17 protein-coding genes are annotated in these 24,188 nt (G+C 48.1%); 9 read left to right on the top strand and 8 right to left on the bottom strand.

Translation table 11 applies throughout. The annotated features are described in order from the left end of the window. The first annotated feature begins 263 nt into the window (after positions 1–263). From LACSTY_RS00280 to LACSTY_RS00270, 3 genes are all read left to right on the top strand, one after another. Positions 264–866: a TetR/AcrR family transcriptional regulator gene (locus LACSTY_RS00280; RefSeq protein ID WP_087911261.1), complete on the top strand. Its 603-nt coding sequence runs from the start codon at positions 264–266 to the stop codon at positions 864–866. Then, positions 863–4,225, top strand: coding sequence for an MMPL/RND family transporter (locus LACSTY_RS00275; RefSeq protein WP_087911260.1), 3,363 nt, complete (start codon positions 863–865; stop codon positions 4,223–4,225). The genes LACSTY_RS00280 and LACSTY_RS00275 overlap by 4 nt, the downstream gene beginning before the upstream one ends. A 391-nt stretch (positions 4,226–4,616) precedes the next feature. Then, positions 4,617–5,999 (top strand): MFS transporter, encoded by a 1,383-nt coding sequence (locus LACSTY_RS00270; RefSeq protein WP_306390935.1) that lies wholly within the window; start codon positions 4,617–4,619, stop codon positions 5,997–5,999. Positions 6,000–6,194: 195 nt separating this feature from the next. Here LACSTY_RS00270 and LACSTY_RS00265 read toward each other — a convergent pair whose 3' ends face one another. Continuing rightward, entirely contained in the window at positions 6,195–6,731 is a 537-nt protein-coding gene (locus LACSTY_RS00265) for a TetR/AcrR family transcriptional regulator (RefSeq protein ID WP_087911258.1), read from the bottom strand. A gap of 173 nt (positions 6,732–6,904) precedes the next feature. On the opposite strand from LACSTY_RS00265, the gene LACSTY_RS00260 reads away from it, so the two are divergent. Then, positions 6,905–8,071, top strand: coding sequence for an alpha/beta hydrolase fold domain-containing protein (locus tag LACSTY_RS00260; RefSeq protein WP_087911257.1), 1,167 nt, complete (start codon positions 6,905–6,907; stop codon positions 8,069–8,071). 282 nt (positions 8,072–8,353) lie between these two features. On the opposite strand, the gene LACSTY_RS00255 is transcribed toward LACSTY_RS00260, so the two are convergent. Further along, entirely contained in the window at positions 8,354–8,674 is a 321-nt protein-coding gene (locus tag LACSTY_RS00255) for a hypothetical protein (protein WP_049171850.1), read from the bottom strand. Between the two features lie 230 nt (positions 8,675–8,904). Between LACSTY_RS00255 and LACSTY_RS00250 the strand changes: the two genes are divergently transcribed. Next, positions 8,905–9,168 (top strand): AbrB/MazE/SpoVT family DNA-binding domain-containing protein, encoded by a 264-nt coding sequence (locus LACSTY_RS00250; RefSeq protein WP_080978142.1) that lies wholly within the window; start codon positions 8,905–8,907, stop codon positions 9,166–9,168. Between the two features lie 222 nt (positions 9,169–9,390). Here the strand turns inward: LACSTY_RS00250 and LACSTY_RS00245 are convergent, their stop codons facing one another. The 6 genes from LACSTY_RS00245 to LACSTY_RS00220 form a co-directional block, all read right to left on the bottom strand. Beyond that, entirely contained in the window at positions 9,391–10,308 is a 918-nt protein-coding gene (locus LACSTY_RS00245; protein WP_087911256.1) for a glycoside hydrolase family 43 protein, read from the bottom strand. Between the two features lie 51 nt (positions 10,309–10,359). Next, a complete protein-coding gene (locus LACSTY_RS00240) occupies positions 10,360–12,879 on the bottom strand; it encodes a glycoside hydrolase family 30 protein (RefSeq protein WP_087911255.1) in 2,520 nt (839 codons plus the stop codon). 29 nt (positions 12,880–12,908) lie between these two features. Beyond that, a complete protein-coding gene (locus LACSTY_RS00235) occupies positions 12,909–13,928 on the bottom strand; it encodes a sugar kinase (protein ID WP_010490166.1) in 1,020 nt (339 codons plus the stop codon). Positions 13,929–13,995: 67 nt separating this feature from the next. After that, positions 13,996–14,688: a GntR family transcriptional regulator gene (locus LACSTY_RS00230; RefSeq protein ID WP_087911254.1), complete on the bottom strand. Its 693-nt coding sequence runs from the start codon at positions 14,686–14,688 to the stop codon at positions 13,996–13,998. 221 nt (positions 14,689–14,909) lie between these two features. Next, positions 14,910–16,352, bottom strand: a complete 1,443-nt coding sequence (locus LACSTY_RS00225) for an MFS transporter (protein ID WP_080978143.1) — start codon at positions 16,350–16,352, stop codon at positions 14,910–14,912. 39 nt (positions 16,353–16,391) lie between these two features. Beyond that, entirely contained in the window at positions 16,392–17,417 is a 1,026-nt protein-coding gene (locus tag LACSTY_RS00220) for a zinc-binding alcohol dehydrogenase family protein (RefSeq protein WP_087911253.1), read from the bottom strand. Between the two features lie 674 nt (positions 17,418–18,091). Here LACSTY_RS00220 and LACSTY_RS00215 point away from each other — a divergent pair. The 4 genes from LACSTY_RS00215 to LACSTY_RS00200 all read left to right on the top strand — a co-directional run bounded on the left by LACSTY_RS00215 (position 18,092) and on the right by LACSTY_RS00200 (position 24,185). Further along, positions 18,092–18,862, top strand: coding sequence for a GntR family transcriptional regulator (locus LACSTY_RS00215; RefSeq protein WP_087911252.1), 771 nt, complete (start codon positions 18,092–18,094; stop codon positions 18,860–18,862). Positions 18,863–19,408: 546 nt separating this feature from the next. After that, the gene (locus LACSTY_RS00210) at positions 19,409–20,704 is read left to right on the top strand and encodes an MFS transporter (RefSeq protein ID WP_087911251.1); all 1,296 of its coding nucleotides are present in this window, start codon (positions 19,409–19,411) and stop codon (positions 20,702–20,704) included. Positions 20,705–20,754: 50 nt separating this feature from the next. Next, a complete protein-coding gene (locus LACSTY_RS00205) occupies positions 20,755–22,332 on the top strand; it encodes a glycoside hydrolase family 30 protein (RefSeq protein ID WP_087911250.1) in 1,578 nt (525 codons plus the stop codon). Between the two features lie 218 nt (positions 22,333–22,550). After that, positions 22,551–24,185 (top strand): mannitol dehydrogenase family protein, encoded by a 1,635-nt coding sequence (locus LACSTY_RS00200; protein WP_087911249.1) that lies wholly within the window; start codon positions 22,551–22,553, stop codon positions 24,183–24,185. Positions 24,186–24,188: the final 3 nt, after the last annotated feature.

The following is a 24,188-nucleotide window of genomic DNA, read 5'->3' as shown; positions in this document are numbered from 1 at the left end:
ATGGGGATCAGCCGTGGAATTGTTGTTGGTGGTGCGGTCTTTGCCCCGCCTACAACAAGGCCGATCTTTGAAACCGCGGTTTTTGCGGGTTCAAAGTCGTGCCCTCCGCTCTAGCTTCGCGTCGCCACCCCATCTGGCCGGAGATTGCGCAGTTTGGCACGGCAAAGAATCGCCGAAAGAAAAATATTTTCATACCTCCTTGACAAGAATATTCATAAACACTAACATATGCGAATGAACGTTCATTCCACAAGGAGGTTATCATGGCATCTATTCCTGTACCAAGTCCGATTATCGAGCAGGCTGTGAAGTTATTCGCCGAACGCGGTTACGCCGAAACCAACCTGCCGTCGATCGCCAAAGCGGCAAAAGTCGCGGTTGGCACAATTTATCGGCATTTTAAAAGCAAAGAAGATATTCTCAACACCGCCTTTACGGATATTATGAATTTCTTCCACAACTCGCTAGCCGAAGCCGCTGACTGTGATCCCGATGACCCAGAGACCATGTTCGGCCGCTTGTTTGACGCAGCAACCGCATCCATGGAGCAGTACCCGACAGAGTTGCATTTTATTCAGCAAAACGTCTTCAATGAAGCACTCAATGCCGAAAGCCGGGCCGCCCGCGGGCGCGTGATTACACTCATTAACAACATGCTCATGGATGGCCAGGACCGCGGGGTGATTGTCAAAGCCGATGTCCGCACCCAACTCGCCATTCTATACGGCAGCATCGTCAGTATGATTGATATCGTCTGGGCGCAGCAGCAAATCGAAGGCCACGTTTCGAACCAAAAAGCATTGGCCGCCGATTTGAAAAATCAGGTCTGGAACGGTCTCACCAGTGAAAGAAGGATCTTTAATTGAAAAATCTTCGCAATCGTCACATCCCTGCCCTGATTTTCTGGCTTGTCGTTATTTTGGTGACCCTCGTGACCATGCCTGACGTCTCGGGAATTGTCCGCGATAAGGGCGCGCTGTCACTGCCCAAAAACGAAGAAAGCCAGATCGCGGCCACCATTGAGAAAAAAGCCAACCACAATCAAAAGATCCGCTCCTTCGCCCTCGTCTTCAGCAATGGTGACAAGAAGCTGACGGCAACCCAGAAAAAAGCGATCACCAAAACGCTCAAGGGTCTCAAAGATTCCAAAGCCGTTAAAATTGTCAACGTCACTCAGTCATCTGACAACGCCGAAACCAAAAAGCAGCTTGATGCCAAAGATGGCACCACTCAGATGGCGTTGGTTGACGTGAAAGCCAAGGGTCAGGTACGGCCCCAAACCAAGAACCTCGAGCAGCAAATCAAAACTGCGAACGTCAAAACGTACGTCACCGGCAGCGATGTGCTCAACGATGACTTTGCCACAGTAACCGAAAAAGGCATCCAGAAAACGGAAATCATTGCCGCTATTTTCATCTTTATTGTGCTGATCATTGTTTTCCGTTCACCGATTGTGCCGTTGGTCTCGCTGTTAACCGTTGCGATTTCCTTCCTGACGTCATTGAACATCATCATGACGCTCGCCGATAAGGCCAATTTCCCGATTTCCAATTTCACGCAAGTCTTCCTTGTGGTTGTCTTATTTGGGATCGGGACAGATTACAACATTTTGCTATATGACGACTTTAAAGCCGCATTGTCCCAAGGCATCCCAAGGACCAAGGCAGCCGACATTGCCAGACGTTTCGGCGGCCGCACGATTCTTTATTCCGGACTGTCGGTTTTGATCGGCTTTTCCGTTCTCGGTCTAGCCAACTTCAAGTTCTATCGTTCCGCGGTTGGTGTCGCCATTGGGGTGTTCATTCTTTTGACGGTGCTGTTAACCCTGAACATGTTCTTCATGGCAACTATGGGCGAGAAACTCTTCTGGCCGAGCAAGAATCTGGATGGGCATAGCACCAGCCGCCTGTGGCATGGCCTTTCCAAAATTGGCATTGCCCGGCCGCTCATCACGCTTGGTGTTATCGGCATCATCGCCGTGCCATTTTTACTGAATGCCAACCAGACGCTTAACTTCAACAACGCCGATGAACTGCCGGAAACGTTGCAATCCAAAGTCGGTTATCGCCTGATTCAGGATCATTATTCAAAAGGCATGGCCTCGCCGACCACGATTTATATTCAAAGTAAGCACCCGCTGAATAGCCAGACCGTTTTGGGCACGATCGATGACGTCACCACCTACCTGCAGAAGGAAAAAGGTGTCAAAACCGTGGCGTCGGTCACCCAGCCAGGTGGCAGTAAAATCAAGTCGCTGTATCTCAACGACCAGCTCAAGACGATCAACAGCGGCTTAACGCAAAGTGTCAAGGGCCTGAAACAGGTTCAGGCCGGGCTGAATGATGCGAACACCCAAATCAAAAACGCCAATGTCGCAGGCAGTACCCAACAGGTGCAAACCTTGGCAGACGGCACCACGACATTGTCCTCTGGCGCCACCAGCCTCAGCAGCGGCATTAGTCAGTACACATCCGGTGTCACCTCGCTGAATAATGGCCTCGGCCAGTTAAGTAGCCAGCTACCAACGCTAACTTCTGGCGTCAACACCTTGAGCACCGGTTCCACCCAGCTAGCCAAAGGTATGAACGAGCTCAATAGCAACAGCACCGTGCTTGCCAGCGGGATGAATCAGCTCAGCAGCAAGTCAGGCGAACTCACCAGCGGCATGGACACGTTGAATAATCAGATTCAGACGTTAACCGGAACTGCCCAACAAATCATCACACTCATCAATCAATTGCCGGATGCCAGTCAGCTCACCCAGCCAATTCTGGACAAAATCAACGCCTTTTCCAGTGGAGTGCAGCAATTGACCGATGGCACAAGTGCCTTAGGTGATGGCATTAAGACCTTAAACGCCGGCACCACCGCCATGAACAACGGCATCGGAACACTCACTAGCGGTACCAATCAGCTGAACAGCGGCATCAATTCGCTGAACAGCCAAGTCCCGACGCTGGTTTCCGGTGTCAACCAACTCAGCTCGGGTTCTTCTCAACTCGCCAGCCAAAATGGCACGCTGAATAATGGCGCGTCGCAAATTGCGAGCGGCGCGGATCAGGTCAACACCGGCGTTCAGACGCTGAATACGAAAATCAAGGCGATTTCCCAACAGGTCAGTTCCATGCAAAGCGGCCTCACTTCCGCCAATCAAGCCCTCGGCACGATTGCGGACGGCAGCACTAGCATGAAGCAATATCTGACTGAGTTACAGCGATCGTATTTAGGTAAAAAGTTCTATATTCCAAACGCCACGCTGAAAAGTAAGACCTTTAAGCCAGCATTAGCGACTTACATGGCTGATAACAATAAAATCACGAAGTTTACCGTGGTGTTAAAAGGCGATCCAAGTACCGATGCGGCCGCCCAACAAATTAAAGCGATCAAAGCGGATCTCACCGCCAAGTTGAAACACACGCCGCTTGATGATGCGACTGTGGCAATTGGCGGCCAAACGTCGCAAACCGCTGACCTCCAGGACTTGGCAAACGGCGACTTCGAACGAACCGCTGCCATCATGATTATCGGGATCGGTATCGCGTTGATCGTCGTCACGCGCTCCGTGATTCAGCCAATCAGCATCATTACCACCCTGTTGATGGCCTATATCACATCATTGGGATTGACTAGATTGTTTTCAACCTATGTACTTGGGCGCGCCATGCTAACGTGGAACACCCCATTCTTCTCCTTCATCATGCTCGTTGCCCTCGGCGTTGACTACAGTATCTTCCTGATGGTTCGTTACCGTGACAACGCGCTGGAAGGCGGCACCATGACCCAACGCATTGCCAAAGCCGCCACCGTTATCGGCGCCGTTGTCATCTCAGCTGCGGTTATCTTAAGCGGCACTTTTGCGGCCATGATCCCGTCCGGCATTACCACCTTGATTCAGGTAGCGCTGGCCGTCATCATCGGACTGATCTTATTGGTCTTCCTGCTGCCACTGGTCATGTCCAGTGTTATCAGTCTGACCGACAAACAGATGCACAAAAACAACCACCCGCAAGGCCCCGGACCGGCTCCTGATCCAGATGCACCCGATCCAGATGGCCCAACCAAGCCAACACCTAAAGCGCCGGTTGTGACCACTGCAGCCGCGAATTCGACGCCTAAGCATCCGCAACCATCGTCGCATGCTGCACCGCGTGTCCATTTAGCGGCGATGCCAAAAGCAGACTCACAAGCCTCGATGTCTAAAACTTCACGGCAGCGGTCAAAGTAAGTATCAGCATCGGCCTCCTCAAAAAGCAAGCCGTCAGATACGAACAATCCAGAGTCGTGACTCATCGATAAGTTTCGTCACCGCGATGAGCAATGCCGGGTTTATCTTCGGTATAGATAGTGTTGGTCAGTCCTTGACCATCGACAACGCAATTTAAAATCAACATGAGTCCCATTGTTATTAGCGAAACATCTGCTAATGATGATGGGGCTTTTTATAGCGTGTACCGGCCTTAATTGTATTCGTGGCCTTTAGCGACTAACACGCTGCTAACAGTGTGTAATCTTTTCCACGTGAAAGCGCTTGCGTTTGCGTGTCGCTGAGGAATCTGCTATCGTCAGCAGTGGCCTGAATCTGGTTCAGACTAAATTATAGAAATGAAGGCACGCACATGACGACTTCACCGGTTTCGCATCGCACGCAGCTCGCTATTTTGTCAGCTGGACTACTGACATTTGTCGGTATTTTGGTTGAAACGTCAATGAATGTCACTTTTCCGACATTGATTAAAACGTTACATGTGTCTTTATCCACAGTGCAATGGCTCACCTCTGGCTACCTGTTGATGGTCACGTTAGTCATGAGCACTACCGCTTTTTTATTACGCCGCTTTAACACGCGGTCCCTGTTTCGTGGCGCCGCTTTGTGCGCACTGGCCGGAACAGTGCTGTGTATCTGGGCACCGAATTTTCCGATCCTTTTTGCTGGGCGACTCCTACAGGCACTGGCAACTGGGGTTTCGACGCCGTTGATGTTCCATCTGATCCTGACCTTAATCCCACAGGCACATCTTGGCCTTTACGTCGGCATGGCCAGCGTTGTCACGTCACTGGCACCAGCGTTAGGGCCAACATATGGCGGTTTGTTGACCTACTACGCATCATGGCGGATGATTTTTTGGCTGGTATTGCCTGTCATTTTATTAGTCTGGTCCATGGGTGAAGCCACTATTCGCGTCAAAGCGCGCGCCACGGACGAGCACTTCGACTTCATTGGCTTCTTGCTGTTGGCGGTAGGCTTGTTTTCACTCATTGAACTGCTCGATCAATTCACGGCAGCTGGTATCACCGTTGCTTTCTGGATCTACGCCGCCGCATTAGCTGTAGCCATCATTGGCATGGGCACGCATTTACGCCGTACATCGACGCCATTACTCAATTTTTCATTACTCAAACACGCCGGTATTCGCGCCCGCGCCATCAATTTCTTCATTCTGCAATTTGGCAACATCGGCATTGCTTTTGTCATTCCGATTTTTGCCGAAAATGTCCTGCACACCAATGCCTCTGTCGCCGGGCTACTATTATTGCCCGGCTCCCTGCTCGGCGCAGCAGTTTCACCAATTGGCGGCGCCTTGTACGATCGCTTTGGTGCCCATCGATTATTGTTGATCAGTGACGCAGCAATGGTGGTCGGCGCCATGTTGCTTGGTCTGTTCACACATCAATTAAACATGGCGCTGATTGTCGGGTTCTATCTGGTTTTTCGGGTGGGCTTCAACCTCGGCTTCGGCAACACCATGTCCGATGCCAGCACTATGGTAGACGGCCCAGCAAAAGCCGACATCAACTCTCTGTTCAACACCTTACAGCAATACGCCGGCTCACTAGGCACAGCCAGTCTGTCAGCCATTATCACGCTGCAACAACGCCTCGCCCCCACTGGTGCCGAGGCGACCGGCAGCCAGATTGACTTCTTCCTGCTGGCTGGACTGGCGGCATTAACCTTCGTTATCCAGTGGCGGCTGGGCGACAGGCGTCAACAAGCCGCATAACCGCACGCGATAAAGATGTCATTTCCTATCAAATCAGAGACTCACTGCACTTTGTCTGAGAATTACAAAGTGCGGTGAGTCTCTTTTCTGCGTACATGCCACAACTATATCTCTTTTCTCAAGCAGTATATGTCGTCACATATTTTTTGGGTTCAAAGTTCGGTCTTCACAACTCTTCTCCAACAGCTGGTCTTTTCAGAGTGTTGCAAAAATATGTTTCTGGATGTCATCAATAGACCTAATGACGTCAACGTCTAACCCATTCCGTAATGAATATGACAAGAAGACCATCGAAATAGCAACATAAATTTCAATCAAGTAATTTGAGGGAAAAACTGAACTCTTATGTTGTCGCGTAACATAATCAGCGAACTCAATATGCAAGACTTTTTTAAATAGCTCTTGTAAATCGCTTTCTGGTGTATGAATTGTCAATAAAACTAAAATCACCTCGGAATTTACTGACAAAAATTTTGCAATATCGACTAAAGATGCCGTGATGTTTTCTTGATGTACTCGATGCTTTAAAAAGTAACCTAGCGACGTAGAAAAGTAATGATTTATTGTGCTAAGCAATCTATATTTATCAACATAATGACGATAGAAAGTTGTTCTGCTGATTTTAGATTGCTTGCAAATTTCGTTAATGGTTATTTTCTCGAACTTTTCCACTTCCAGAAGCTGAAAGAAAGCTTGCCAGATTCTCTTTTCCGTGTCCTTATATTTAATCATCGTATCATCTCCAAAATGGGCATTACTACGCTATTAATTAAAGTTACAATTGTTCACCTTTTGATACTTATATCTTTGAAGCTCCTTCATTAGACTAAAGCCGTAAGTATTAAGAAACAGCCGGTTGACCTAAAAACCGTCAACCGCACGTTCATAGTTAGGAGATTTTCACGATGATAAAATTAACATCTATTTGCTTTTACTTATTAACCGGTATCTTGTTCATCCTAGCAATCTTATCGGCTCTTTTTCTCGATTCTAATTGGCTAGCTTATTCGGTCACCATCGTTCTTTTTGCGGGAATCATTTATTTGAAACGATTTAAAAAACTCAAACCATTTTGGCTGCAACTGACAGCTACACTGCTATTCTTTGGCGTCTCCTTAATCACTATCACTCTCACTCGGCCAAACTTAACTGTCTCTCTATATGGTAACCTCGTCAATAATTCCTTAAAAATGGCTAATCATATGTACGAAGCAAAGCACGGTATTTCGCTGTTCGTTAAGAAAATAGAAACTGAATCAAAGCCATATCGTGCCAAGGATTGGCAGTCGCCAGCAGGCTACACCAATAAAACGATTAATTTGGGCAAGGCTCGTGGTTATATGCTATCAGCTAATAAAGGCAAACATACGAAAGTTATTTACCAAATTCACGGTGGCGGTTATTTAGCTCAATTCAGCAACACGTATAACAAAGCTGCAGTTAACTATTCAAACGCAGATAATCAAGCCAATGTTTTTTCTCTAGACTACCGAACTGCACCAAAACATCCATTTCCAGCAGCGTTAAACGATGCTCTTACTGGTTATCAATATCTTCTGAAACATGGCTACCAGGCAAAGAACATTATCATAGCCGGTGACTCTTCAGGTGCCGGTCTATCACTCGCGCTCACATTATATCTCCGAGATCATAAAGATCCACTTCCCGCAGCACTTGTTCTCGCTTCTCCGTGGGCAGATCTTACGGCATCTGGCAAATCATACCGTACCAACATAACCAAGGATCCGCTTTTCGGCTCGGCCTCATCCAAGAAGTCCCCAAGACATCCAATACCGATCACATATGCTGGCAAACACAATCTAAAAAACCCATACATCTCCCCTGTGTTTGGCAATTTTAAAGATTTCCCACCAATGTTAATTCAAACTGGTAGTAACGAACTGCTGTTGAGTGACAGCAAAACAATCGTTAAAAAAGCAAGGGCTGCCAAAGTTCATGTTAAATTTCTCGAGTTCAGCGGCATGTATCATATTTTTTATATTTCAACACCTCAAATTCCAGAGGGACAACGGGCATGGGCAAATATAAGGTCTTTTGTATCCAAATATTAGAGCTTGCACTTTTTACTCCTCAAAAAAAGATTGCAACTTGTACGATTCCAAATAAATATAATTAGCTAAATTATAGTGACCCTCAGAACAGAATCAGCTCGACATCATCTCGTTCAAATGTCGTAAAGTCGTTCGCGGAGGCGGCGGGTGATAAATATCAACAAGTCATTTAATCGTGTGCTGTAAAAACGTCGTCCCATACCAAAAAGAAAAGACGTAGATTTACCAAATTTAGTAACTATCTGCGTTCTTTTCAATGCCCAAAAGTTTCAACGGTTACCTTCACACATCTTCCAGCATCTGATATTGCTTCAGGAACTTTTTCTTAGAAACAACCCGATGATTGGTCACGTCCAAATAGTCACCCGGATAACCCAGCACATACATGTCATAACCGGCAAAGCCGCCGCCAACCGTGCCAACTGCCCCGAACTTTAAGTTGGTTCCCATAGACGGGTTCAGGCCGCTCATCAAAACACGTAGGTGATTGTCCATCCAATAAAGATAATTCTCTTCAAATGCTAACTTCACCCAATCAGGTTGTTCGTTAGTTCTGCTGATTTCCCAAACTTCGGCTGGCTGGCCTTTATATAAAACTTTCATGATCTTCACCTCGCTGCCTTTGTGTCTTGGAATGAAAGCTGACGGCATGTCCTATATCGTTATTTTTACGGCCTCATTTTAATCCCTGTTGTGCACGCAGGCAATGATACTGGCCTAAAAATCTTTTCCGAGTCAGTCACATACTAGCAATTAAGAAGTAAGCATGTCAGAATAATGACATAAGCTGTATGAAGAAAAAACATTTACCTTTTATTAAGGAGGCCGTGTCAATGACAGCCAAAGTCAAAATGTCGTCTGAGGGTCAGATTGTCATTCCGATTGAAATGCGTAACCAGTTACATCTTGACGAAAATAGTGAGCTTGTCGCTACAATCGTTGATGATAAAATTGTTATCCGCGCATTACCGACTGCTGATGAGTGGACAGATTTGTTCAAGAATACACCCACTGAAGTCGTCAACCTCGATAAACGTGGCCATTATGACCCAGAAAAATCCCCCGCCTTCCATGACTGGATGCACGAGAATGATTAGTCGTAGAAAATACCATTAGAGCATCTTAAACCAGTAAGATGAAATCAGGCAACAGAAGCACGAACAGTCAAAGTACAGTGTCGATCAACAAATCCAATTTATCTCTGAAATGAACAGTCCATCTAAAAAATAGCCATACCCCAAAACCGGGATACGGCTATTTCATTGTCATGGTGACTCGCACATGACCCTAGATCGTTTTTCTTACTCACTAAATCATTTTCACTGCCAACGTTTAATCAACCGCGCATAGTCCGCCTGATCAATCGGCAGCACCGACCCGTGGCGCGGCCGGTCTGGCAACTGATAGGTTCCCGCAGATGGCTGCGTGAATTGACCGCTGGCAAGATCTTCGGTCAGGGCTGGCACATACGCCCGGACGTCATGGTTAACTTGATCCAACAACAAACACCACTGACCATCCGGCAACTGGTAGGCTTGCGGTCCTTCCACACGCTGCATATTGGCCAGATAAGTCGACGCAATCGGATGACCAGCAACATCATCCAAATGCTGCACGCGATCCATCACGACTTGCCCGCGCTGATTCAGTTTCCAGAATCGATAGAAACCGCCATCCGCCGTAACTACATCCAGATCAATCACATCATAAGTCGCATCGCTAAGATAAACTTCCGGCGCTGTAAAATGCTGAAAATCTTTGGTGTGGGCTGAATAGATGCGCAATCTTTTCGGATTCTCTGTGATATCCGTCGCCGACCAGAACAGCCGGTCATCCCCGTGATCAGGATCAAAGATGGCCTCCGGCGCCCAGACACAGCCAAAATGGGGCCCTAACGTAACACTCTCCCCTTGCTCCCAAGTGACTAAATCCTTGGAATGCCAGACGAGCAATTGATCACTGCCGGCAACCTCGGCGCGGGTCCAGGCACCGGGTTCTGTGTGCCCATACATCCGCAGATCCGTTGCCAGTAAAACGTAATCGCCGTTCTGCGTCCGAAACAGAAACGGATCGCGGGCGCCATGTGTCCCACGCTGGTTGGTGACGACCGGCGTACTGTCATGCAACGTCGTAAAATGCAGACCATCCCGACTCAGCGCAAAGTAAATTTGCTCGCCATTTTGGTACTGCTCACCTGTAAAATAGCTCATTAAATACCCATAAGCTGGCTGAGCCACCTGATTCACCTCCCTTTGAAACATACTGCCAGAAGTCGCAACTCCTGCCGCTTACAAGATCGGGGCCACGCCGTCAAAGGTATAGCTGCCATCAACAACTGTCACGGTAACGTGATGTTGTCCCGCTGCCAAATCCGTCACCATCGCATTAGGCTGTTTAGCCAATGCTGTCAGCGGTACGACTTCCTGAGCGCGGCCGTCTACCGTAATCCGCAGACGACTCGGTTGATCTTGAGTGCCAAAGAGGACAAAACCGGTCCCGTCAATATCAAAATCAAGCGTGGCGCCTTGTTCGCCAGTCGATTGCGACCGTTCCCAGGCGTGCGGGAACCGGGCTGCAATGCGTGCCCAATGCTCGTCACTAAACGCTAAACTGGCATCCAGATCATCGCGTCGATGTCCCAAAACCGCGGTCGCCGACGTACTCGTCACTGTCAGACTGTGAATCACGGTCTTGAAATAACCGGTGCCGACTTTCACCTGCCCGGCTAATCCCGGCTGGTTGCTTGGATCATCATAAGTCACATACGTTTCGCCATCGACTTGCACGGTAATGTGCCGATCCGTTGCCTGCACCACCAATTCGTGATTGACAGCAGCATCAAAAACCGGTACGTCCAATGTGTTCTGCAAGGCACCGCGCACGTAGAACCGCAGCTTACCGCCCACGGTGATCGTGGCGGCATACGGTGCGGAGAATAAGCTACCTTCAAAGTCATCCACACTGCGGACGCCTAAGCCGACATAATTGGCACTTACCGTATTTTGCTGGGTCGTGGTATCAAATGTGAACGTCAACGCCGCCGCATAATTCAGCCAACGAATATCGCCAACCGTAAAGTTCGGGTCAGTTTGCGTTTCCCAAGCCAAGGCCCGTGACTGCTCCGTGATCTGTTGCTGGAGCACCGGCTTCCCAGCATGTTCCACCACTTCAAAAGCACCGTCCATGTCAGTTGTATACCGCGGTGTGCCGCCACGCCGTTTGAGATAATCTTCCGGCATGTCCGCATAGGTATAGTCATCATGGAACAACACATGTTTTTCAGGATCCTGTTGTAATGGCTGATCCTGACTCACAGCCGGACTCGTCAACTGCGCTTGCGGCTGAAAGTCCGCCGTAGTTGCACTAACAATGGCCCGAGGTGCGATCGTGACCGTTACAGCCCCGTCTTTTGGCGTCAGGGTTGCCACCTGTTCGCGGTTGTGGATCTTGCCATTTTCATCAGCCCAAGTCTGCCAAACATGAACTGGCTTGTCAGCGGCCGGCAGATCCTTCACACTCACCTGATAGTGCTGAGGAGCATTCGTATCGTTGACCAAAATAACCGTGTAGTCCGCGCGATCAGGTGCCACGAGCGTCATGGCGCTGGCCGCACCAAAAGCTTGACTCAGGTTCTCGGTCCCAGCCACCTCACTCACAGTCGCACTCGGCACATACCGCCAGTTCTTGTCGGCAGTCTGATCACGCCAGCCAGTCAAGGCAAAATCGGTAAAATGATGCATCACTGCCAATCCAACCGTATCCTGCTGGAAATACCCGGACCACGGCGTATCCATTTCCAGCAACTGCTTACCTGGATACTTCGCGCCTGGATACAGGCCGCCAATCGCTGGTTGGAAAATATACAGACTGCGCCGGGACCGCGCGTAGCTTTTGACTAGCCGATTCGCAACATCCAAAGCACTGATAAAACCGCCAATGCCGATGCCGGTCGTGTCTTGCACCCGCAATGTTCCGAATGTGACCGGAGCCACGCCTTCGCTGTACCAAACTTCCTTGTGGAGCTGATCGGCGATTTGGGTGAAGGGATGATCTGGCCCGTCATCGGTATTGTAATGGTAGCCAACCGCCGGAATCACGGCCTGTAACTCGGGATCTTTAAGCAGCTCTGTCCCCATGTCGGTGCCGTAATTCTGGTCAGAAGTAATCAACTTAATTGCATGGTAGTCCGCCAATGGAAAGCCTTCAGGAAAATCATCCTGGTCATTTTGCAGGCGGTGTGCAAACCACTTGAGATACCGATACATCGGGTGTTTGGTCTCGTTACGATCCGGATCGATGTAATCAAACACATACCCATAAGCCTGCCACGCCGCGATCACGGTTTGCTTGTAATATTGATACATCCCTTCAAAAGACGCGCTTGGCACCTTCTGATCAGGATCATCGGACTTCACTTGTTGCCAGGTTGGCCGCAAAAATCCGGGCTCTGCCCACCGCAACATGCAGGTCTTCAAATCCGGCTGAATCTTTTTGGCATCGGCAATCAACTGGAACCCCATACCGCGGGCGACGTTGGCCGGTTCGTCAGCTGCGCGTTGCGGTGCCGGTTCCGTCCCGCATGAGGTATTCGAATCACTGCCAAGCTCCACCTTCAACATGCGCATCAGTGGGTGCTCGCCGCCAAATAAATGTTGTAAAACCTGTTGATAAACTTTTGGCTGTTCCCATTTATAATCCATCAACAAACGTGAGGTATTGTTGCAGCTTAAGAGACCGAATCCTTTGATTGTATTCGCTTCATTTTGATCCAACTGCAGCTGGTCACCATCAATTGTTAAAGTATGCATTCGCGCTTCCTCGCTTCCTGTTCCCTGGCCTAACGATCAACGCCGCTGCCGGTCGCCATGACGGCGCGCACATCGGCATCGGTAATCAAGTTCAGATCACCGCTGATAGTCAGTTTGAGAACACTGGCAGAAATCGCATAGTTGATTTTGGCTTGCGGATCGAAGTCATGCAGTGTGGCATGCATCAGGCCCGCACCAAAAGCATCGCCGGACGCAACCCCTTCCATGACATGCATATGGAAAGTCGGGCCTTGATAGGTTTTGCCATTTTCGGCCAGCAAGCCGGTCCACCAGCTATCTTCAACCGAATGAATATTCCGGACAACACTGGCAACGGTTTTGACATTCGGCCATTGCTTCATGACTTGCAACATGCCGGCTTTGAAACTATCAATCTGATCAATCCCGGTTTCCATATTGCCATCAAATGCCTTGATTCCCAGCGTCGCTTCAAAGTCTTCGTCATTCGCCAAAACAATCGTGATATATGGCATCACCTTGCCAAAGAAATCTTGAGCTTCAGCTGGCGTCCACATTTTGCCCCGATAATTCATGTCACAAACAACGGTAATATCGTGGGCAGCGCAATACTTCACCGCTGATTCAATCGCCGTTTTCATGGCTGGACTGATAGCCGGCGTGATTCCGGAGAAATAAAAATAGGCCACGTCTTTAAGCAGACTGGCCCAATCAAATTCGTCGGCTTCAGCGGTCGCAAAGGAACTGCCGGCACGATCGTACACGACATTCGTATTGCGCACACTGGCCCCTTTTTCAAAGAAATAGATTCCCAAGCGCGGTCCGCCACGTAGAATTTTGTGCGTATCGACACCAAGCCCGCGAATGGTGTTGCGCGCCGTGTCGCCTAATGCGTTATCCGGTAACTTGGTGACATACTGTGCCTGATCGCCAAGCAATGCCAAAGAAACCGCCACATTAGCCTCGGAGCCACCATAATTGGCCTCGAAACCGGACGCTTGAAGAATGCGTTGATGATCGTACGGTTTTAGTCGCAGCATCATCTCGCCGAATGTTAATACTTTTGTCATCTGTAAGCCTTCCTTTCGTGAGGGCACGATTGCGCTTACAGAAGGCAATGTTCGTTATGAGATAGCATTAGTTAGGCTGGTGATTCGGGGTCGCTTGTCCTTCAAAATAATCCGGATAAGCGTTCAGAACGGTTTTGACATCGTCATCAATCGCCAACAAATGATCAGCAACTAAATGACTCGCGAGTTCGGCATTCTTGGCTTTGACGGCATCGACAATCGCCTGATGTTCCGTCACGATGTTGTGCCACTGCAAGCCGCTCGCCTCCAACCGCAAATACCGATAGCGGTTAAATTGCAGGTTCATCTGCTGCACCCACGTCCAGACATATTGTTTATGATCTGCCATATAGAAGATCTCGTGAAAATCATGGTCGAGATCAAAGAAATGCTCATAGTCTCGTGAGTTTTCATAAACACCTTGAAGCGCAACCTGTTGCTCTAACTTAGCAACCTGCTCTGGCGTCATAATATTGACGGCATCTGCCACAATCGTTCTTTCCAAATTGACCCGGGCGAATCGGCCTTGGTACATTTCTTCCAGATTAATCTTTGATACATAAGTACCGCTCTGCGGAATGACATCAAATAGCCCTTCACGTCGCAAGCGGATAATGGCCTCCCGGATCGGGGTCGCACCGATTTTGAGTTGTGCGCTCAAGTCATTCTTGTCGACTTTTTCCCCGGGGGTCAGCTGCATGCTGAGAATCATCTGTTTGATGGCATTGTACGCCTCATCTTGATAATTCGAAATTTGCATGGGCGTCACCCTTCCTTCTTTTTCACTTTGTTACTTGATTGTATAACATCCCCAGCCATTCTAAAAAGATGTTGCTTCAGAAACTAAGTACTTTAACTTTTAAAAAATGCGTAAGCGCTGTCATGCCCTATGAGGCCATACTAATATATCAGTTACGTTAATGTCAATGGCTTAACTTCATTTAACCTAATTTTTTAGGGTTTGTCATGTTTATTTATGAATCAATGTTTCTTAACCCCTGTGTGGGCATCGACAAGTTCCGAGGTTGCCCGGTTGTGCAAATTCTCAGACTTAAGCGAAATATCGTCCATCGCATCGTCTAAGTCGTTCAAGTCGCGCCCGTTAGTATCAACAGAAAGATAAGCGCTTACAAAAGTGAACAAGGAAAAAACAACGATCATAATGGCAACCGGCCACCAACTGCCAATGGCTGCAGAAACTAAACTTGCGGCAATGAGGGGACCAAAGCCAGTTGCAATGACTCCGGCAATTTCTTTTGCTAAAGCCATCAAAGTCATCCGATTTTTGGAACCAAACAATTCTGGTAACATGACATTTTCCAAAGCAAAAATCCCCTGAACCCCGACATTCAAGCCAATCACCATGGCAAGTGTCAGAAGCACCGTATTCTTCGTTTCAATCATTAAAAGCATCGGAATTGCATAGAGGGCCATCGCGCCGGACAAGATCAAATACATCCGCCGGCGACCAATTTTGTCACCCAGCCAGCCCACAATGGGAATGGTCACAAAGGAAACTAAGGAAGCAATAATATTGGCATTTGTCGTAACTGTTTTTTGAATACTGAGAAAAGTGACCATAAACCCAGCCAAGTATGTCTGCATAATACCACTGTTCCCAGCCTGACCAAACCGCAATCCTAGCGCAACCAACAAACTCTTACTAAGTTTGAAATGTTTCTTCTGGACTGTCGGGACATCACCATTTGCCTTCTGATTCTCTAATTCTTTTTGCCGTTGTTCGGTTAATAGCTTCTTTTTCTCCGCCATAACCGGACTTTCCTTAATGAAGATTCGGATCAGAACTGCCACGATCATGATGACGAACGAAGCATAAAACGGAATTCGCCAGCCCCATGCCATTAAGCTCTTCTGATCTAATTTCGTTAAGATGATGGTCCAGATCAGGTTGGCCAACAAGGTACCAGTCGATGTACCCAGGCAAACAAAACTACCGACTAAACCGCGATTGCTTTTCTTGGCAAATTCGGCGACCATCACGCCGGCCCCGGAAATTTCAGCACCCGCGCCAAAGCCTTGCACGATTCGTAAAATAACCAACCCAATAGGCGCTAAAATCCCCACTTGTTGATACGTTGGTAAAAACCCAATTGCGGTAGAAGCCAGCCCCATGAGCATAATTGTCACGAAAAGAACCGTTCGCCGACCGATTTTGTCACCCATTCGGCCAAAAACATACGCGCCTAACAACCGCGCAACATACCCCGCGCCATAAGTTCCCATCGCCATGACCAAACCCATAGCAGGCGTCATCTCGGGGAAAAAGATATCGCTAAAGACAATGGCCGCAGCTAGTGAATAAAGCTGAAAATCCATGAACTCCATGGCCGTTCCCATCCAGCCGCTTGCCGTCACTTTGACTAATTCCTTTGTATCGACTTCGAAATCACGCTTTTTTTCCATTGTTAAAACCCACTTTCATAAGGTCAAAAAGTTATCTACTCAATCAAAGGTCAAAATGATTTTTCGCGCTTTCTCTGGATGTTGATTCATGAGGTCAAAAGCTTTTTGGACGTCCTTGATGTTGAATTCTTGGGTCACAACGCCATCATTGCCAATTTGCCCATTCTCAATGGCTTTGATAATTGGCGCAAACTGATAGGCCTGTAATCTTGAACCGTAAATGGTCAGTTGTTTTTGCATGATCGGCTTTTGAGCAATATGCGCAGGTTCCGGGGACATACCCAATGGCACAATTGCTCCGGCAACCGAAACTAAATCAAAGCAGGTTTCAAAGGTCTTAGGCGCGCCAACTGCATCGATGACGACATTGGCCATTTCACCGTTCGTCCAGTCACGAACGGCGTCCACTAAATCTTCTTTGTTGGCATTCACAATTCTGTCAGCACCATTTTGCTTGGCAAATTCAAGCTTCGAATCAATGACATCACTGATTAACACTGTTGCGCCTTTTGCCTTGGCCACCCGCAAGATTAGCTGGCCGATCGTACCTGCTCCTTGAACAACCAGCATCTTTCCTAAGCCAACCTGTCCTCGCGTTGTTGAGTTGCCGGCGATGGTGTAAGGTTCGGCGAGCACAGCAGTTGTCCAAGGAATGTTCTTGTCAATTTTGTATACCTGTCGCTCTGGCACGCTAATGTATTCCTGCATGCCGCCATCAACGTGAACACCCAAAACCTTCAACTGTGCTGAAACATTGGGCATTCCCTGACGAACAGCGTAATCTTTGCCGCCTTCAGGATAATTGATCGGTTCGATGACCGCGTGATCGCCTACCGCAACGCTGGACACAGCCTCCCCAGTTTCAACAACCTCGCCGACAAATTCGTGTCCCATTACGCGCGGCAACGTCGCAAATGGATTTTCCCCATGGTAAATGTGATTGTCACTGCCACAAATACCAACTGCCTTTACCTTAATCAAAACATCCTTCGAAGACTTGATTGACGGCTTAGGAACCTCTTCGACGCGAATATCTTCTTTACCGTAAACTCGTGCTGCTAACATGTTAAAGACTCCATTCTTTCAAAATTTTTTTGCACCAATAGTTTTGATGTCTTCATCGTTTTTTGTTGATAAAACCCTTCGATTTCCTGCTATTCATAGCACCTCCCTTTTCAGATTCAACACATCTCCGACTTCTGGAATACTAATGAACTAGCATGCCAGTATTGTGACAATGAAAACATAGCACCAAGAGTAAGCGCTGTCAAATATAATTAACTTTCAATTTCGATAACCGTTCGCTATGTATTTTTACTAAACTAAACGCCTACACAGCAACTTTTGTGTGGTATTCTTGAGTCGATTAATGAACCAACGCACTAGGCATAAAGGATACAGTTAATATTGTGAAATAATTATTTTAACGATACCTTTACTTGTGTTCTCCGTTTTCCCATTTGCTGATTATTTTGTTGTAACATGGCATAAAGGGCATTGTGGCGACTTTCGCCCTGTTAAAATATTCCTTGTGTTTTAGCTGGACGAGTCCGTTTATATTCAACAAAATTTTCCGAACATTCGTAAAATTTTCTCGACGAGATCGAATCAAAATAGCCTTACAAAATCAGACTAAGTTGTACAGTTTTAAATAGGTGCGCTCAGGCTAGCTCCGGTGCCAAAAGCATTTTGCAGAATTTTAACCTCTCTCAACTTTCAACCTTCAGGACGTGATTAAAATGGATTTACCAAACAACTCAAATGAACATCGCATTTTTGCAAACGACTACGCGTATCAGACCCTTTTTAGTAAAATCGTTGCTATCGAATTGCCGCCAGGAGCGAGTATCAGCCCAATCGAGTTATCAAAAGAACTTGGTATCAGTCGTACGCCGATCCAAAGAGCCTGCTCCCGCCTTGCCGAAAACGGGTTGGTGAATGTCTTTCCCCAACGCGGGTCGTACGTCTCACTGATCAACTTCGATAAGGTCTACGAGTCGTTTTATTTGCGTAATCTTTTAGAACAAGCAGCGGTACGAAAAGTTTGCAGTTTGCCGGATCGCTCCGAACTTGTCTTTTCGCTAAACCAAACGATTTATAATCAGCGGCAACAGCTGGATCATAAGAACTACATCCGTGCTTTTGATCTGGATAATCAGTTTCATCATCTGATTTACGATGCAGCTTCGATGACTTATATCGAGCAGGCGCTGGCATACATTGCCGCCGACCAAGACCGCATTCGCCACTTAAAGGTGTTATCGGAATTGCGGATTGACTCAACATTGGAGGAACACTTTAAAATTCTGAATTCGATTGAGTCCGGCGATGCTGACGCTGCGGCGCACAATGTTTACCTCCATATCTCCAAGTTTGCCGAAGATATGTCAGCCATCCATCGCAAATATCCCAAATACTTCTCAAACTGGACTGCCGGTCAGGACATTAAGATCGCCCCGGTCAAAGAAAGCTTCTATAATTTCAGACTTTCTCACGACCGCGAGGATTAACCCAAGATTCTCCAGTTGTCTGACGTCGATTCTTTTGCAAAAGGCTCAAAAATTCTTGTCGCTTTTTGCACAAATTCATTCCTCAGGCAACGCAAAAAACGGAAAGACTCTAAAAACGCCAAGCATCGACTTGCGATTTTAGAGTCTTTTTTCCTTGTCACACCGGTCTTTTCGAGCTCTTGCATATTAATATTTTAGTAAAACCTTGACAGCGCTTTTAGTAAGCGCTAACATGGCATTTGTAAGGATATACTAATATATCAACTTCAAAGACTACCTTCAATACGGCACTTACGTTCACTTGTCATGACTTGCGAAGGTCACCACCATTACCAAGTTGATATGCTGGCAGGTATGTCCACCACAGGTTGCAAGTTTCCTCACAAGCTCCTTCATTTTACAAAAGCCTTGAGGCGACTAACGATCACACTACATATAAAGAAAGAAGGGATGCTCGGCAGGTGCGTGGGCTTTACGCCATTATGTTTTTGATTCATATCATTCAACGATTTAAGCCAACTATTCAATTTCATGGGAGTGAAAAAAATGGCAGACAAACTTGATAAAGACCCTAAAGCCGTTAAGACGACGGTTGGGGTTGTCACCAATGCGAAGGTTCAAGATTCGCAGCAGCCAAAATTACCATTCGGTGTTGCGACTGCGATGTTCCTAGCACCGCTTTGCTGGTATGGGCCAATTGGCTCGACCCGAAGCGTTTTAATTCCACAGCTGTTCAGTCAGATTGATGCCGCACATAAGGTTTGGGCGGTCGGCATTTTGGCAACGGTCGCATCGATTACTGGTGCGATTGCCAACTTGCTTTTCGGGGCCTTCTCCGATGTCACCCGGACGCGTTTCGGGAAACGGAAGCCCTACATTGTTCTTGGTACCTTGGTCATCGCGATTTCGTTAGTCGTTATTGCTAATCTAACGTCGATCACCGCAATCATCTTCATCTGGATCATTGCGGCGGCGGCCGAAAATGCCATTGCGGCGGCGATTTATCCGCAAATATCGGATCGTGTGGCACCTAAATGGCGTGGTACCGTGTCGACCTTCTACGGTGTCGGTTTTACCATTGCGCAACAAGGCTTCGCACTGTTAGCTGCCCAATTCCTTGGCAATGTTAAATTCGGTATTTACGTCATGGCAGCAACCACCGTTATTCTGGCGATTATCCACGTTCTGCTCATTAACGAAAAGAGCAACCTTGACGAACCAAAGATCAAACTTGACAAAGATTCGCTCAAGAAGTACTTCTTCTTCCCAACGCATGATGCGCGTGATTTTTACCTGGCATTATCTGGTAAATTCCTGATGGTTGTTGGTTCAACGATCGTTACCACTTTCCTGCTATTCATCTTTACCGACTACATTGGTCAAAGCACCAAACAGGCCGGCGGTTCCATTTCAATCTTCTCGTCCATCATGCTGTTCATCGGTGTCTTCTTCGCTTTAGTCGGCGGACCACTTGCTGATAAAATGAAGCGGGTTAAAGGCCCAGTTGTAATCGCGACGTTCGCGTTGGCAATTGCTGCTTTGTTCCCACTGTTTGTCAAAGAAGCTTGGGCAATGTTTGCTTACGCTGTTATCGCTGCATTTGGTAATGGCTTGTACAACTCAGTCGATGGTGCGTTGAACATGGATGTTCTGCCATCTTCCGATACTGCCGGTAAGGACCTTGGCTTAATCAACCTGGCTAACACTTTAGGCCAGATGCTTGGTGCCATGGTTGCTTCAGCGATTGTTGAAGGATTCGGTTATCAGGCCGTCTTCATGTTCGCGGTTGCTATGGAAATCCTCGGTGGGATTCTGATTGCCGCCATCAAACGTGTTCGGTAATGAATAGAAGTTATTGTTAGCGATAGACGCAAGAAAGGATGTTTATTAACATGACCACAAAAGATTCTGGCTTATACCCAACCGAATTCTGGACTGCTACTGCAGGTGATTTAAGCCAAAAACGTGACCATTTGCCAACGCCGCAACCGACTGCCCAACCTGGCAACGGTGCTAAAATCGTCATTGATCCGGCTGACCAACATCAGGAATGGATTGGTGCCGGTGCTGCGATCACCGATGCTGCTGCCTCTTTAATTTGGAATCAAAGCAAGGAACAGCGCAGTGCCTTGTTACATGAACTGTTTGATCCTGAAGAAGGTCACTTTTCCACGATTCGTGTGCCACTTGGTTCCTGCGAACCTGCCAGCCAGCCTTTTTACACCTATGACGATGTGCCATTCGGTGAACACGATGCTTCCTTAGCCAAGTTCTCGGTTGGTGAAGGCGAACCGGGGGCCCCTGATGCAACCAAAGACTTAAAGTACCTGATTCCGGTTCTTCAGGAAATTCTTGCCATCAATCCGGCCGTTAAAATCATGGCTTCCCCGTGGTCAGCACCGGCATGGATGAAGAGTACCGGCCAGCTCAACATGGGCGGTCACTTACGGTTCGGTGAATACACCAACAACGGTTATGCGGTTAAGGATACTTTTGAAGGTGTTTACGCGCAGTACTTCGTTCGTTACCTCGAAGAATATCGCAAGTATGGTATTCCGATTTATGCTTTGAGTATTCAAAACGAACCATCCAACGCACCGGCTTGGCCAGCCATGATCTGGACCATTCCGCAGTTGGCCCAATTCGGTTACAAGTACTTGCGGCCAGCGTTGGATAAAACGTTCCCGGATACCAAGATGTACTTCTGGGATGGCAGTCTGAATGTGTTGGATGTCATCGACAAGCCGCTTAGCGAACTCATCACCCCTGATGAAGCCGCAGCATTTGACGGTTTTGCCTTCCATACCTATGACGGCCCTTACACGAATCTGTTCAAGGGCAGCCGCTTGAATCCTAACTGGCACTTAGCGATGACCGAACGGCGCTGCATGATCGAAGAAACGCCGGAAGATGCTTCCCATATTATGATGGGACTCATCGGCAACTGGCTCGTGCGTCAAGGCCTCAACATGATTGACCTTTGGAACATCGCTTTGGACGAACGCGGCCTACCTAATCAGGTTGGCGCAACCGGTCGTCGCGGTGTTGTCACCATTGATCATAAAACCGGTAAAGTACAGCGTAACCTCGAATATTACATGCTGCGTAACTTTAACCAGGATGTCGCACCAGGCTCCATCGTCATCGGTTCCACCAACTACACCCAAGACGGTTACACCGGCGGCCTCGGCTCCGTTGCGTTCCTGGCACCGGATGGCTCCATTGCCGCACATATCTACAATCCATCTGGCAAGCCACTAGACGCCGAAGTCACCATTAACCGTGACGGCGCCTACGCTTGGCAACACGTCACCGTCCCGGCATGGGGTACCGTAACCCTGCACAAAGCCTTCGGACCGGTCAACGAAAGCAAGCCGCGCGAAGACGAAGCCTTCAAGCTCAACCCATACCCAGCCAACCTCATGGACGACTGGGCTCCGGGCAAAGGCGTCAACGCAAACAAGAAATAGGCCAAAAGGTCGGAATCTTAATTCGATTCCGACCTTTTTATAGCGCGATCCCACCCTCTGCGTAGGTGAGAGCATTTTTCAAAGCACCCAAATTCCCTGGCTAGATTTTATTTTTACGAAATGTCAAAAGATGACTGATAGCGCTTTCCATTTTACCCAAGTCGTGCTATATTGAGGGTGTAGTTCTGATATATTAGTATATGAGGAGGTTCATTATTGTGGTTAAGTTAACCGACGATTATCAAGCAAAGGCTGATGAATTCAAGGCAGCCGGCATCGCTGTTCCGCAATTTGATCAAGAACAAATGAAACAAGCGACCCAAGCCAATCCGGTCTGGGTACACTTCGGTGGCGGGAACCTCTTCCGCTGCTTCCATGCGAAAATTGCGCAAGATTTACTGAACACCGGCAAGCTTAAGTCCGGGGTTATTGTTGCTGAAACCTATGATGGCGACGTTCCGGCTGACATCTACAAGCCTTACAACGATCGGGTTTTGCAGGTTGTCATGCAGCCAGATGGCACCCTTGATAAGACGCTGATTGCCAGTGTTGCCGAGGCCATCTACTACAACAAGAGCAATCCAGACGGCTGGGAACGGTTGAAAGACATTTTCACCCAACCATCGCTGCAACTGGTGACGATGTCCATTACTGAAAAAGGCTATCAACTCACCGATATCAACGGCAAGCTGACCCCAGCAGCCGAAGCCGATATCGCCGGCAAGCCAGATGATACCGTTACCAACATGGGCGCTATCGCTCGCTTGCTGTTAGCCCGTTATGAAGCAGGCGCCAAGCCAATTGCCATGGTCAGCACCGACAACTTCTCCGAAAACGGCAAACGTTATGAAGACGGTATTTTGACCATCGCTAAGGGCTGGGCTAAGAACGGTACGGTCACCCAAGGCTTCATCGACTATCTGACCGATCCAAAACGCGTCAGCTTCCCTTGGTCCATGATTGACCGGATCACTCCGAACCCTGCCCAAAATGTCGCTGACAAGCTGAAGGCAGAAGGTTTTGAGGACACCACCATCGTCCATACCCCGAAGCACACCAACATTGCGCCATTCGGTAACACTGAAGAAACTCACTATCTGGTCATCGAAGACAGCTTCCCGAATGGTCGCCCGGCATTGGAAAACGCTGGTGTCATTCTCACGGATCGCGACACGGTTAACGATGCCGATCAGATGAAAGTCACCGCCTGCCTGAACCCACTGCACACGGCACTGGCTATCTATGGCAATCTGCTGGGCTACACCTCCATTGCCTCTGAAGTCGAAAATCCTGATCTACTTACATTGATCAAGTATCTTGGCTACAAAGAAGATCTTCCGGTGGTTAAGGATCCAAAGATTATCAATCCGAAGAAATTCCTGGATCAGCTGATCACCAAGCGCTTGCCTAACAAGAACATTCCGGATACGCCGCAACGTATTGCCAGCGACACGTCACAGAAGTTGCCAATCCGTTATGGCGTCACCATTCAACACTATTTAGACAAGGGTCCTGACAGCGTCAAGCAACTTAAAGCCATTCCATTGATCCTCGCCGGCTGGTGCCGTTACCTGATGGCACTGGACGACAAAGGTAATGCCTTCACGCCAAGCCGCGACCCGCTGCTGGATCAATTGCAGCCATATGTTGCTGACATCAAACTTGGCAGCGATGCCGACGTTCACGCCGCCCTCAAGCCAATTTTGAGCAACGCCCAGATCTTCGGCCATGACCTGTATCAAATCGGTTTGGCTGACCAAGTCGAAGCCGACTTCAAGAAACTGATCGCCGGCTCTGGCGCCGTTGCCAAGACACTTGAACAATTCCGTCAAGATCACGAAAAGGAGCTTTGATTT

The sequence above is a fragment of the Lacticaseibacillus styriensis genome, assembly GCF_030770295.1.
In the GTDB taxonomy this organism is placed as follows: domain Bacteria; phylum Bacillota; class Bacilli; order Lactobacillales; family Lactobacillaceae; genus Lacticaseibacillus; species Lacticaseibacillus casei.
The sequence above is the reverse complement of the archived record's forward strand: the minus strand, read 5'-3'. Positions and strand labels throughout refer to the sequence as shown.